The sequence below is a fragment of the Bacillus sp. E214 genome (assembly GCF_008087365.1).
In the GTDB taxonomy this organism is placed as follows: Bacteria; Bacillota; Bacilli; order Bacillales; family Pradoshiaceae; genus Pradoshia.
The window spans coordinates 1-12535 of record NZ_VENN01000012.1 but is presented as its reverse complement, the minus strand read 5'-3'; the positions used below and the strand labels follow the sequence as shown (position 1 = coordinate 12535).

General features: G+C 37.9%; 12 protein-coding genes, 2 rRNA genes, 1 other RNA gene and 1 other annotated feature. Of the genes, 3 read left to right on the top strand and 12 right to left on the bottom strand.

Annotated elements, in window-relative coordinates; genetic code table 11:
• From FHY47_RS18715 to tadA, 8 genes are all read right to left on the bottom strand, one after another.
• A 16S ribosomal RNA gene (locus FHY47_RS18715) occupies nucleotides 1-73 on the bottom strand; the annotation flags it as partial.
• 301 nt (nucleotides 74-374) lie between these two features.
• Nucleotides 375-641, bottom strand: a complete 267-nt coding sequence (locus FHY47_RS18710) for a pro-sigmaK processing inhibitor BofA family protein (protein ID WP_066103336.1) — start codon at nucleotides 639-641, stop codon at nucleotides 375-377.
• Between the two features lie 78 nt (nucleotides 642-719).
• Nucleotides 720-935 carry a YaaL family protein gene (locus FHY47_RS18705; protein ID WP_066103333.1) on the bottom strand — a complete coding sequence of 72 codons (216 nt, stop codon included), beginning with the start codon at nucleotides 933-935 and terminating at the stop codon, nucleotides 720-722.
• A gap of 21 nt (nucleotides 936-956) precedes the next feature.
• Entirely contained in the window at nucleotides 957-1553 is a 597-nt protein-coding gene (gene recR / locus FHY47_RS18700; protein ID WP_066103328.1) for a recombination mediator RecR, read from the bottom strand.
• An 11-nt stretch (nucleotides 1554-1564) separates the two neighbouring features.
• Nucleotides 1565-1888, bottom strand: a complete 324-nt coding sequence (locus FHY47_RS18695) for a YbaB/EbfC family nucleoid-associated protein (protein WP_066103325.1) — start codon at nucleotides 1886-1888, stop codon at nucleotides 1565-1567.
• A gap of 18 nt (nucleotides 1889-1906) precedes the next feature.
• Entirely contained in the window at nucleotides 1907-3595 is a 1689-nt protein-coding gene (dnaX, locus tag FHY47_RS18690; RefSeq protein WP_066103322.1) for a DNA polymerase III subunit gamma/tau, read from the bottom strand.
• A 128-nt stretch (nucleotides 3596-3723) separates the two neighbouring features.
• Nucleotides 3724-3988, bottom strand: an RNA gene (ffs, locus tag FHY47_RS18685) — signal recognition particle sRNA large type.
• A gap of 91 nt (nucleotides 3989-4079) precedes the next feature.
• Nucleotides 4080-4577 (bottom strand): tRNA adenosine(34) deaminase TadA, encoded by a 498-nt coding sequence (gene tadA, locus FHY47_RS18680; protein WP_066103321.1) that lies wholly within the window; start codon nucleotides 4575-4577, stop codon nucleotides 4080-4082.
• Nucleotides 4578-4720: 143 nt separating this feature from the next.
• Between tadA and FHY47_RS18675 the strand changes: the two genes are divergently transcribed.
• Entirely contained in the window at nucleotides 4721-5359 is a 639-nt protein-coding gene (locus FHY47_RS18675; RefSeq protein ID WP_066103319.1) for a deoxynucleoside kinase, read from the top strand.
• Nucleotides 5356-6030, top strand: a complete 675-nt coding sequence (locus tag FHY47_RS18670; RefSeq protein ID WP_066103316.1) for a deoxynucleoside kinase — start codon at nucleotides 5356-5358, stop codon at nucleotides 6028-6030. Before FHY47_RS18675 ends, FHY47_RS18670 begins: the two co-directional genes overlap by 4 nt.
• Before the next feature lie 499 nt (nucleotides 6031-6529).
• On the opposite strand, the gene serS is transcribed toward FHY47_RS18670, so the two are convergent.
• The 3 genes from serS to guaB form a co-directional block, all read right to left on the bottom strand.
• Nucleotides 6530-7810: a serine--tRNA ligase gene (serS, locus tag FHY47_RS18665; RefSeq protein ID WP_066103313.1), complete on the bottom strand. Its 1281-nt coding sequence runs from the start codon at nucleotides 7808-7810 to the stop codon at nucleotides 6530-6532.
• A 52-nt stretch (nucleotides 7811-7862) separates the two neighbouring features.
• Nucleotides 7863-8092: a binding site (T-box leader), on the bottom strand.
• 72 nt (nucleotides 8093-8164) lie between these two features.
• On the bottom strand, nucleotides 8165-9487 hold the full coding sequence (locus FHY47_RS18660) for a serine hydrolase (protein WP_066103310.1): 1323 nt from the start codon (nucleotides 9485-9487) through the stop codon (nucleotides 8165-8167).
• Between the two features lie 124 nt (nucleotides 9488-9611).
• On the bottom strand, nucleotides 9612-11078 hold the full coding sequence (gene guaB, locus FHY47_RS18655; protein WP_066103306.1) for an IMP dehydrogenase: 1467 nt from the start codon (nucleotides 11076-11078) through the stop codon (nucleotides 9612-9614).
• 111 nt (nucleotides 11079-11189) lie between these two features.
• Here guaB and FHY47_RS18650 point away from each other — a divergent pair, with 111 nt between their 5' ends.
• On the top strand, nucleotides 11190-12164 hold the full coding sequence (locus tag FHY47_RS18650; RefSeq protein ID WP_066103303.1) for a YaaC family protein: 975 nt from the start codon (nucleotides 11190-11192) through the stop codon (nucleotides 12162-12164).
• A 247-nt stretch (nucleotides 12165-12411) separates the two neighbouring features.
• Here FHY47_RS18650 and rrf read toward each other — a convergent pair.
• Nucleotides 12412-12528: ribosomal RNA gene (gene rrf, locus FHY47_RS18645) — 5S ribosomal RNA — on the bottom strand.
• Nucleotides 12529-12535: the final 7 nt, after the last annotated feature.

Here is a 12535-nt window from a genome sequence, read left to right as displayed (position 1 = left end):
AGATTCGCTCGACTTGCATGTATTAGGCACGCCGCCAGCGTTCGTCCTGAGCCAGGATCAAACTCTCCGAAAGATGTTTGATCTAGCTAAATTTTAAAGCAAATTGACGAGATTTTAAAAATCTCTTGTTTTTAGACTTGCTTGGCGTTTCGTTTTGTTTAGTTTTCAAAGAACAATCTGTTTTGTTGTCGTTTTGGCGACTTAACTATCATATCAAGTTAGCAACCTTTTGTCAACAACTTTTTTATTTTTTCTTTATCGCTTGCTTCATGTTATTTACTGCAGCAGCGACGTTTATTAATATATCACTTACATATCTATATTGCAATACTTTTTTTCAAAAAAAGTTAGACTGCTGATTGCAGCCTAACTTTTCAGGAGATAATCCATTTTTGAATTACTATTAAAGCTGCAACTCCAGGGAATCCTAAAATTCCAGATACAAGAGTAGTGGATGGATTAATCGGGATATGCATCCCATATTTTCCGCCTACTATATTAACAATATATAATATAACGGCTCCCATAATCAGCTTGACTGAAAAACGTCCCAGCATCCTTAATGGCTTAAAAGGTGTTCCAACTAGGAATAATAAAAGAATCATACCGACAACAACAGCAATAAATACACCATGTTCCAATTAAACCCCTCCCAAGTATTTGTTCATACTGTATGAGACAGGCCATTAAATTAGAACAATCATTTAGTGCTCAACACCCTATTTGACCGATATTTTCCGTTTCCGCGCTTCTTTAAATAAATAATAATACTTTAATTCACTCAACTTTGCTTGGGAGATTGTATCAAATGAAGGATCGTAACTCGTCTCGATAAGGCTTTTATGGTTAAACCAATTCACCTTCATCGTACCGATATCCTCCAGAAGCTTTTCATCAAATTCCTTGCGCAGCTTTCCTTTTCTACGAAACAACAAGGTATTTCCTCCTTACAATCGTTACAATTCTCTTCTACCCTCGATAGCTTTTGATAAGGTAACCTCATCTGCATATTCCAAGTCACCGCCAACTGGAAGACCGTGAGCAATACGAGTGACCTTTATACCAGTTGGTTTTAGTAGTCTGGAGATATACATAGCTGTTGCTTCTCCTTCAATATTAGGGTTTGTAGCCAGAATAACTTCCTTTACCGTTTCATCCTGCAATCTCTTCAATAGGCTTGGAATATTTATATCTTCGGGTCCTATTCCATCCATTGGAGAAATACTGCCGTGCAACACATGATAAAGTCCATTAAATTCTCTCATTTTCTCCATAGCAATTACATCTTTTGGTTCTTGTATGACACAAATAATAGATTTGTCTCGATAATTATCATCACAAATATAACAAGGATCTTTATCAGTAATATGACCACATACAGAACAATACATTAAATTTCTCTTTGCATTAACTAATGCTTTTGCAAAGTCCAGTACTGTGTCTTCCTTCATGTCCAAAACAAAAAATGCCAGTCTGGCGGCCGTTTTCGGGCCAATACCTGGCAATTTCATAAAACTGTCTATTAATTTGGATATCGGTTCAGGATAATGCATAATTTTTCTCCTTACATGAATCCTGGCGGTAAATTTAACCCTTTAGTGAATTGACCCATTGTGTTATTTGTCATTTCATCCACTTTTCTTAATGCGTCATTTGTAGCTGCAAGCACAAGGTCCTGCAACATTTCGATATCGTCAGGATCCACTACTTCTTCTTTGATTTTCACATCAACGATTTCTTTATGGCCTGTAGCTATAACTGTCACCATGCCTCCGCCAGCTGTACCTTCGATTCGTTTTTGACCAAGCTCTTCTTGAGCCTCCGCCATTTTCTTTTGCATTTTTTGCATTTGTTTCATCATATTTTGCATATTGCCCATTCCGCGCATATTGTTACCTCCATAAAATTAATCTTTTATTTCTAAAAGTTCATCGCCGAAAAGTTCTCTTGCTTTAAAAATCAGCGGATCTTCTGTTTCCTCATTTGTCTCTTGAGATTCCGGTTGGTCTTGTTTTTGAGTAGAAACAAACTCCTGGCGAATTTTATGCCAGCTTTCTTCCGGAATGCCAACAATATCGTATAGATTGCCTGTCACTTGCTGTAGTGTACCCTTTAAACCACTGATGAACTCCTGATTATTCATAGCCATTTGGCAATGAATTTCATATTTGAATTTTAACACAAAAGCATCATTGGAGGCAGCTACAGGTTCTGCATCATTTAATAATGCCGCCTGTGATTTTTTCAGCGATTCAAGCATTCCACCCCAATTGCTTTTTATCTTTAATAAATCGGGCTTGGTTGCTCTTTTTAATATATCGTTAACTCGTCCTACCGGCACTTTAAAGGATCGGTTTGTTGTTACTTTAGCCTTTTCTTTAGCAGGAGCTGAGTCTTTATTAATCGCAACTCCATTTTCACGTATGGTGTTTAACTGAGTTTCCAGTTGATTGATTTTATTCATTAGTTTTTGAATCGTGTCGTCTGTAACTGAACTCTTGCTGCTTTCCGGTTCACTTTGGCAAAGCTTTACCAACAAAACCTCCAAAAATATTCTAGGGTGACTGGACCACTTCATTTCCTGAATAGAACGATTCCATTGATCAATCCAAAAATGAAGTTGATCTGACGAAATGTTTTCAGCAAGTTCTTTAAAATCTTGATCTATATAAACTCTTTCCATTGAATCCTCGAGCTCTGGTGCCGCCTGAAATAGGAGCATGTCCCGAAAATACAGAATCATATCTTCAACAAAACGAATTGGATCTTTCCCTAAAGCTAGTAATTCCTGGAGTTGATTTAATGCTTCGGCTGTCTCTCTCTTATAGATTGCACTTACAATCTTAGTTAAAAAGGATTGTGAAACAGCTCCAGTAACGGTCAGTGCATCCTCTAATGTAATGTTGTCGGAACCAAATGATATGGCCTGGTCCAGCAAACTCAAGGCATCCCTCATACCGCCTTCTGCCGCTCTTGCGATAACCAATAATGCATTCTGATCGTATGAAATGCCGGTTTCAGTTAAGATTCTTTCCATCCTTCCGACAATATCCTGTGGAGTGATGCGTTTGAAATCGAAGCGTTGACATCTTGAAATAATAGTGAGAGGAATTTTATGTGGCTCGGTAGTAGCTAAAATGAATATAACATGAGCCGGTGGTTCTTCAAGTGTTTTCAGTAAAGCGTTGAAGGCCCCAGTTGACAACATATGGACTTCATCAATGATATACACTTTGTACTTAACCGATGAAGGCGCATATTTTACCTTATCACGTATATCTCTAATTTCTTCAACTCCATTATTGGAGGCTGCGTCAATTTCTAATACATCAGAGATCGAACCATCTGTTATACCCCTGCATGATGCACATTCATTACATGGCTCCTGAACTGGGGCATGCTCACAGTTAACTGCTTTCGCTAATATTTTCGCTGCACTTGTTTTACCTGTCCCACGTGGACCTGAAAAAAGGTAAGCATGGGATATTTTTTGGTGCAGCAGGGCATTTTGGAGCGTTTTAGTAACATGTTCCTGACCGATCACATCTTCAAAAGCCTGAGGACGCCAAACTCGGTATAATGCTTGATAACCCAATATTCCTGCCCCTTCCTTACATAATCCCTTATATTATATCGTAAATAGTGACATTTACAAACGGCAAAAATGCATAAAAAAAACCATTCTTTAAACGAATGGTTTTAATCTTTTTATGTAAATAACTGCCGTGCACCCTCCGTTGATAGATATCCATAAGCGGAACCAGTGCAGTTAGCTCAGTCCAGGCTGCCCTGCGGCACATGAGAGGTCTTACTTACTGCTGCTTCCTTCCGGACCTGACAGGGTTCATAAGTTCCCATTGCGCAGGACCCAGACGTCAACACCACTTACAAAGGTCAGACCCTACAGAGTACCTACCGAGGGAGGGAATTCCGTCTTGCTAGAGCGGATTGCAAGTACAGGACACCGCTACCTTCCCACCTAGCACGGCAAATTTGAAACCAATATTAGGCGTCTTTACTGACGCATAAATTAGTATACCTATAAATAAATAAAAATGCAATATCTTGAACCTGTAAATTCATCCATTGTTTTCCGACTGTCTATTTCTCTTTGCGAGTTTCTTCTTTTCCCTTAAGTCTCTAAAAAAGGATGTTAATAAGTGACTGCACTCCTCTTCACATACCCCTGTAATTACCTCACATTGATGGTTAAAACGTGAATCATCGAGGAGATTCATAAATGTTCCCGCACAGCCTGCTTTTGGATCATTTGCACCATATACTACCCGATCAACACGAGACATCAAAATAGCACCGGCACACATCGGGCAAGGTTCCAATGTAACATATAGGGATGCCCCTTCAAGTCGCCATGTACCCAATTTCTCGCAAGCATTCTGGATTGCTAGAATTTCAGCATGGGCGGTAGCACTTTGATTCGTCTCTCTCAGATTATGCCCACGAGCAATGATCTTTCCATCTTTAACAATAACCGCTCCAATCGGAACTTCATTACTGTCTTGTGCAGCTTTTGCTTGTTCAATTGCTTCTTGCATAAAAAATTTATCATCATTCATTTTGCTAAAACCCCTTAAACAGTAGGATTATAAAAATATGGACTTTATTTATCAATATTATTTATAATGAATTCTTAAGTCTATATGGTACAATAATACTCGGTCTTTAGAAAAGAGTAACATAAAGGTAAGGAGGACCTCATATGAACCATACCCCATTTATTACTGTTGAAGGTCCCATTGGTGTGGGGAAAACTTCATTGGCGAAAGCAATAGCCAGCCATTTTCAATATAAGCTGCTAAAGGAAATAGTTGATGAAAATCCGTTTTTAGATAAATTCTATGATGATATTCAGGAATGGAGCTTTCAAACAGAAATGTTCTTCCTATGTAATCGTTATAAACAATTAGAGGATATTCAAGTAAAGTATATCCAAAATAATCAACCCGTCGTAGCAGATTATCATATCTTTAAAAATCTCATCTTTGCCCAAAGAACCATACAAGAGTCTCAATTCAGCAAGTACAAAGACATATACTCCATACTAACTATGGATATGCCAAGACCTAATATGGTCATTTATCTGGACGCAAGTATTGAAACGCTAATGCATCGAATTGCACTCCGCGGCAGAGAATTTGAGAAAAATATAAGTGAAAAATATTTAATGCAGTTATCAGAAGACTACGCTCAATTCATGAATGAATTTGAAGCAGCTCATCCTGATATCCCGGTACTTCGCTTTAATGGTGATGAAATGGACTTCATCCTAAGAAAAGAAGACCTGGATTTGATCTTAACGTCTGTATCTAATCAACTGCAAAAAGGAGTTTGTTCATGATTCTTCATCCTAAATATCAAATCCCTAAAAGTGCTGTTATTACTGTAGCCGGTACTGTCGGCGTTGGAAAATCTACATTAACAAAAGCATTAGCAGAAGAACTCGATTTTCGTACTTCCTTTGAAAAGGTAGATACTAATCCTTATCTTGACAGTTTTTATGCTGACTTTTCACGTTGGAGCTTCCATCTTCAAATCTATTTCTTAGCAGAACGCTATAAAGAGCAAAAACGTATTTTCGAATATGGCGGTGGTTTTATTCAAGACCGCTCTATTTATGAGGATACAGGCATCTTCGCAAAAATGCATTATGACAAAGGAACCATGAATCCAACAGATTATGAAACCTATACAAGTCTTTTTGAAGCTATGGTGATGACTCCATATTTTCCGCATCCAGATTTACTTATTTATCTGGAAGGCTCCCTGGATGATATTCTTAACCGTATTCAATTGCGCGGCAGAGAAATGGAGCAGCAAACTCCTGTAGAATATTGGGAGGAAATGCATGGAAGATATGAAAAGTGGATTAATTCCTTCAATGCTTGCCCAATATTGCGATTAAATATTAAAGATTATGATTTAGCTGAAGATCCAAATGCTGTTCACGATATTCTTGAACGTGTATCAGAACAAATTCAGCAATCTGGAAAATTGAAAAAGGTATTTTAAAAATATTACATTTTATACTACCTAGAAGGTTTGACCTATTAGGGCTGCTTAAAGGACCTGATTTCGCTATTCTTACCGGAATCAGGTCTTTAATTTTATCTTCATTGTCATTCTACTATTAGATATAGTCCGCCAGTTATTTCTCAAAATCCCTATCCTACGTGCTCTCCCCACCCACCTAAAACAGATTGAGCTATTCCTGCGCTTAAGGCTATATAACTTATTCGAATCCAATTAAATATATTTTGACCACTTCAATGCATTATCTCCTATTAAAAAATATCTATATAAACATCCCTTAAAAGGCAGATTAATGCCTAACTTTTAAGGAGCACTCATTTTTATATAAAAAGGGATATCCACATGCCAAACTTGGCGGATGTGGATATCCCTTTGTTAGTTATACTTATTATTTGGCGAAGGGATCGATTCCAACACAGTCCTTCAAATGGACTTTAGCACCCTTCCCCATATCAGCAGTTTGTGAATGCTCTTCATCTTAAGCTTTTGTGATAACTTTTTTTCCACCCATATAAGGTTGAAGAGCTTCTGGAATTAATACAGATCCATCTTCCTGCTGATAATTTTCAAGGATTGCAGCAACAGTACGTCCAATCGCTAGGCCAGATCCATTTAATGTGTGAACATGCTCAGGCTTAGCGTTTATATCTCTGCGGAAACGAATATTGGCACGACGAGCCTGGAAGGCTTCAAAATTACTGCAAGAAGAAATTTCACGATACGTCTCATAGCTTGGAATCCAAACTTCTAAATCATATTTTTTAGCTGCTGTGAAACCAAGATCTGCCGTACACATTTTTAACACACGGTATGGAAGCCCAAGCAATTGCAGAACTTTTTCCGCATGGCCTGTTAGTTTTTCCAATTCTTCATAAGAATCCTCTGGTCTTACAAATTTAACGAGCTCTACTTTGTTAAATTGATGCTGGCGAATTAATCCACGTGTATCACGACCTGCAGATCCTGCTTCAGATCGGAAACAAGCACTGTAAGCAGCATAGCTTATTGGCAGTTCATCACCAGATAGTATTTCATCGCGGTGATAGTTCGTAACTGGAACTTCAGCAGTAGGAACTAAGAAGTAATCCTCACTGTTAATTAAGAAAGCATCCTCTTCAAATTTAGGCAGCTGGCCCGTACCTGTCATGCTTGCACGATTAACTATGTAAGGCGGAAGCATTTCTGTATAACCATGTTCTTCAACGTGTAGATCTAACATAAAGCTTGCTAAAGCACGTTCAAGTCTTGCTCCTAATCCTTTGTAAAATACAAAGCGGCTTCCTGTAACTTTTCCAGCGCGTTCAAAATCAATGATTCCTAAATCAGCAGCTATCTCCCAGTGTGGCTTTGGCTCGAATCCAAAGTCTCTCACTTCTCCCCACTTTCGCGCCTCAACGTTTTCATCCTCAGAATCTCCGACAGGAACACTTTCATGCGGGATATTAGGGATAGTCATCATAATTGAATCCAGTTCTTCTTCAATTGTACGCAATTCCTGATCGAAGCCTTTTATTTTTTCGCCAACCTCACGCATTTCAATAATTAACGCATCGGCATCCTTTTTCTCTTTTTTCAGCATAGCAATTTGTTGGGAGACTTCATTTCTTCTGCTTTTTAACTGTTCAGTTTCAACAATTAATTCTCTGCGGCGTTTATCGAGATCCTCAAATTTATCTAGATCATTCAAATCTTCCCCACGGTGTTTTAGCTTTTCCTTAACTTCTTCAAGGTTTGCACGCAATAGTTTTACATCAAGCATACTAAATTCCTCCTTTTAAATTATTGTAAACAAACAAAAAACTCCCGTCCCTAAAAGGGACGGAAGTTTTATCCGCGTTGCCACCCTAGTTATAGGCATTTTATATAAATGCCTACCACCTCATAAGATAACGGCTTTTAAAACCGAGGATATTTATTCTCCTTTAAGATTTCGATATCCTGCTCCGAGATGGATTCATCAGACGATATCGCCAGTTTGCACCACCCACTGGCTCTCTTCAGATATGCTACTCTGATTACTGGTTCTCATCAACGCTATTCGTTTATTCATTTAATATTCTATTAACTATCATACACTCTTCGCGCAACTATATTCAATCATAAAAATAAAATTTTAGAATAAACCTTTAACTGCTCCAGTGATACTATCCCACATATCACCGAAGAAGCCTCCGATTGCTCTCATGGATAATACAAACCAGTTTGACTTTTCAACAGTTTCAGCAGCTACAACATCAACGCTGATATTCTTTTGCCCTTCCTCTGTTAAGAAGCCAAGATCACTCTTGTCGGATTCAAGAGTTAGATAACCAACCTTATCTCCTTTTTTCACTGGAGCCACCAGGTTGCCATCTTCATCAAGCTTGTCCTTATCTAATACTAGTTTAGTCTTAAGATTTTCCTTTTCGCCATTTTTTACAATAAGGTTAATTGCCTTGTTTGTCTCAATAGCTACAGACTTTTCTTTCCCTTTTGCAACAGGTAGTGTTTTTTGACCTTTTACTTGATATCCTTTTTCTACAATCTCCTCTGTGGAGAAGTTATTAAAAGCATAGTTAAGTATTTTTTCAGTTTCTGAAAAACGTGACATTTTACTGTCTGCTTTCATCACAACTGAGATATATCTTTTTCCATCTCTTTCAGCTGTTGCAGTGAAACAGTTGCCGGCGAATTCTGTAGAACCGGTCTTTAATCCATCTACACCATTATACTCTGCAATCAATCCTGGCAACATCCAGTTGAAATTTTTATATGTTTTGCCATCTTTAAATTTTAATTCTGGCTTTTTAGCAGTATCTATCACCTCAGGATAGTCTGTTACTAAATGATATGCCAACTTAGCAGTTGCACGTGCTGACATAAGATTTTCATCATTCTCTTCACCTGCAGGATGCTGGCCAAGCAGGCTTGAGTTATTTAAACCGGACGAGTTAACGAATTTATAGTCTTTCAAACCTAACTCTTCGGCTTTCTCATTCATTAATTTCACGAAATTCTTTTCAGTACCGCCAACCACTTGTGCGAGAGCTACTGTAGCAGCATTACCTGAGAATATGGCCATTGCCTCGTAAAGCTCTTTAACAGTATAAGTTTCACCTTGTGTCAAACCTATATTCGATAAACCTGGAGCTCCTGAGAGTTTATGTACATATTCGTCAATTGTAACAGTTTGATCCCACTTAATTTTCCCGTCTTCAATAGCTTCTAATACAAGATACTCTGTCATCATTTTTGACATGGATGCTACGCCAAGCACCTTATCAGAATTTTTTTCGTAAAGAATCTTTCCACTAGTCGCATCTATTAGTATTGCTGCCTCAGCACTCAGTCCTAGCTCGTCTTCGGCATATGCAGTAGTATTCGTGAATGGAAAAACAAATGTAACAAGTAATGTTAATACAGCAAGTAAAGAAGTTAATTGTTTTGCCTGTCTCAAGTATATCCCCCCTGATTATCAATGATTGTCGATTAAACACTTTTGTTATTGTATCATAAAAGGACTAAAAAAAATAGACAGAGTATAAAGATACTCTGCCATCTTTTCTTTAGTGCTTGATAACTTAGTTATAGGAATAGTTCGGTGCCTCTTTTGTAATTTGTACATCATGCGGATGACTTTCTTTTAATCCAGCTCCAGTCATTCTGACAAATTGTGAATTCTCTCTGAGCTCTTCTAAATCTTTCGTTCCGCAATAACCCATACCTGCACGAAGACCACCGATAAGCTGATAAATCGTATCAGCTAATGGACCTTTATAAGGAATTCTTCCTTCTATACCTTCAGGAACAAATTTCTTCGCATCTTCCTGGAAGTAACGATCCTTAGATCCTTTTTCCATTGCTGCTACTGAACCCATGCCTCTGTATACTTTAAATCTTCTGCCTTGGAAGATTTCAGTGTCTCCCGGACTTTCAGTCACTCCTGCTAATAAGCTGCCCAGCATAACGGCATGTCCGCCTGCTGCTAATGCTTTAGCAACATCACCAGAGTATTTAATACCACCATCTGCAATAATCGACTTACCGTGCTTTCTTGCTTCAGTTGCACAATCATAAATGGCAGTGATTTGTGGCACACCTACACCAGCAACGACCCGTGTTGTACAAATAGAACCAGGTCCAATACCTACTTTTACAATATCAGCTCCAGCCTCAATTAACGCTCTTGTACCCTCAGCAGTTGCAACGTTCCCTGCAATAATAGTCAACTCAGGGAATGTTTCTCTAATTTCACGTACCTTATCAAGTACACCCTTAGAGTGGCCGTGCGCTGTATCCAGTACAATCGCATCTACATCTGCGCTAACCAGCATCTCTACCCTTTTCATAGTATCAGATGTAACACCTACAGCAGCAGCTACAAGTAATCTTCCGTATTTGTCTTTTGCTGATCTTGGGAATTCAATTATTTTTTCAATATCTTTAATAGTGATTAAGCCTTGAAGTGTACCCTCTTCATCTACTAGAGGGAGCTTTTCAATTTTATATTGCTGTAGAATTTTCTGCGCCTCTTCTAGATTAGTTCCCACAGGAGCTGTTACCAAGTTTTCCTTTGTCATAACATCATCAATACGCATGGAGTAATCGCGAATAAAGCGCATATCACGGTTTGTTATAATACCTACCAATTTCTTTTCTTCCTTGTTGTTAACAATCGGAACACCAGATATTCTATATTTGCCCATTAAATGCTCCGCATCGTAAACCTGGTTTTCTGGAGTTAAGAAAAATGGCTTTGTTATGACACCATTTTCGGAACGCTTTACTTTATCAACCTGTTCAGCTTGTTGTTCAATAGACATGTTCTTATGAATAACACCCAGTCCGCCTTGTCTAGCCATTGCTATAGCCATCTCAGACTCAGTTACTGTATCCATACCCGCACTAATTATAGGAATGTTTAGGGCTAAGTTGTCTGCTAAACTCACCTTTAGTGATACATCCTTAGGTAACACTTCAGATTTACCTGGTATAAGTAATACATCATCAAAGGTTAAGCCTTCTTTGGAAAATTTATCTTTCCACATATTATGTCCTCCATTCCCAAAAAAATTTATTTGTAGATTAACAATTGGACAAACTACTGTCAAGGAAAAAGTAACTAGTTTAAATATTCAAACAATTAAAGAGGGGTAGTTATGTCCAAACAACAATATGATTATAATCATCTGTTCTCACCTTATTATTCAACAAACTACACACAGAAATACTTAAAAAACGCCTATAATAAATTAGGACTACTGAATGCTGATACATATAGTTACGATAACTGTAACAAATTTATATCTTATCTTGAGACTGGAATACTTTATTTTAAACAGTTGGATACTCTTCCTATTCAGCTAAAACCGCTTCTTTTATACTATGGGTTTACTCATTTTTTAAAGGCATGTCTATTAGTTGTTGATCCGCTTTATCCGGAAACAACCGCTGTCTTATCTCATGGGGTATCCACAAGGAAAAAGAAAAAACAACAATACGAATTTCTTTTTGATGAAATTAAAATTCAGCGCCATGGATTATTTACTCACACAGCCGAGAAGATATATGGAATAAAGCAATTGGAGAACGAAAAAATAGCAATGATTGATATACTTCAGGAAATCCCTGAGCTTGGAATCCTTTTTAAAAGATTAAAAAATAAATGTACAAGTATTGAAGTTCTTTTTAACAAAGAACACACTGTAGTCCATCTACCGACTATCGTTTTGGATCAGTATAAAATGACCTCAGAACGTTTTAAGGACTTTCTTAACTCCAAGTGGGAGCTACCTATACAGGAAATACATCAGGATGGAGAGAAGAGATTGCATCTGCATTTTAAAAAAGCATACCTTCCGATACTTGGGGATGTACCTTTTAGATTTAATATACATTCGGACACATTCCATCTTTCCTTACAAAAAGAAGGATTAGCCTCTACCTTACCAGATCTTTTAATACTTTATTTACTATTGTATAACCTCAGTATGATTTCCCGATATGAAACGGAGTGGTGGTCAGACTTATTTAAGGAGATGCCCTTTTATGATCTTCCCTTTATCAATAGCTTACTGAGTATAGCTGAAATTAAAATCCCATTCTTGATATCGGAGTGGTTAGATTGTATATAGAGAATGTCTAATAAATAGGGTCAGTGTGGCAATGCAAAGGGTTTGATAGTTAGGAATTAAGTAAAAATCGTTTATGCCATGTTTCCCTTTCTATTCCCTGCATCCGTCCAATATGAATCATACACACCTTTCTGCTATTTCTCATAACACTCGGTACCTTCTTCTCAACAAACGTTTGAAGGTATCCTTCAGTCTTAAAAACAACACAAAAAAAACCAGCTCATCAACTGAACTGGTTTCTTAAATTGCCCGGCAACGTCCTACTCTCACAGGGACTCGCGTCCCAACTACCATCGGCGCTGAAGAGCTTAACTTCCGTGTTCGGAATGGGAACGGGTGTGGCCTCTTCGCCATCATTACCGGACTATTTG

Coding starts and splice junctions, on each gene's coding strand:
- serS (WP_066103313.1), bottom strand. CDS start 7,810: ATGCTTGATGTAAAACTATTGCGTGCAAACCTTGAAGAAGTTAAGGAA.
- recR (WP_066103328.1), bottom strand. CDS start 1,553: ATGCATTATCCTGAACCGATATCCAAATTAATAGACAGTTTTATGAAA.
- guaB (WP_066103306.1), bottom strand. CDS start 11,078: ATGTGGAAAGATAAATTTTCCAAAGAAGGCTTAACCTTTGATGATGTA.
- tadA (WP_066103321.1), bottom strand. CDS start 4,577: ATGAATGATGATAAATTTTTTATGCAAGAAGCAATTGAACAAGCAAAA.
- FHY47_RS18670 (WP_066103316.1), top strand. CDS start 5,356: ATGATTCTTCATCCTAAATATCAAATCCCTAAAAGTGCTGTTATTACT.
- FHY47_RS18650 (WP_066103303.1), top strand. CDS start 11,190: ATGTCCAAACAACAATATGATTATAATCATCTGTTCTCACCTTATTAT.
- FHY47_RS18695 (WP_066103325.1), bottom strand. CDS start 1,888: ATGCGCGGAATGGGCAATATGCAAAATATGATGAAACAAATGCAAAAA.
- FHY47_RS18675 (WP_066103319.1), top strand. CDS start 4,721: ATGAACCATACCCCATTTATTACTGTTGAAGGTCCCATTGGTGTGGGG.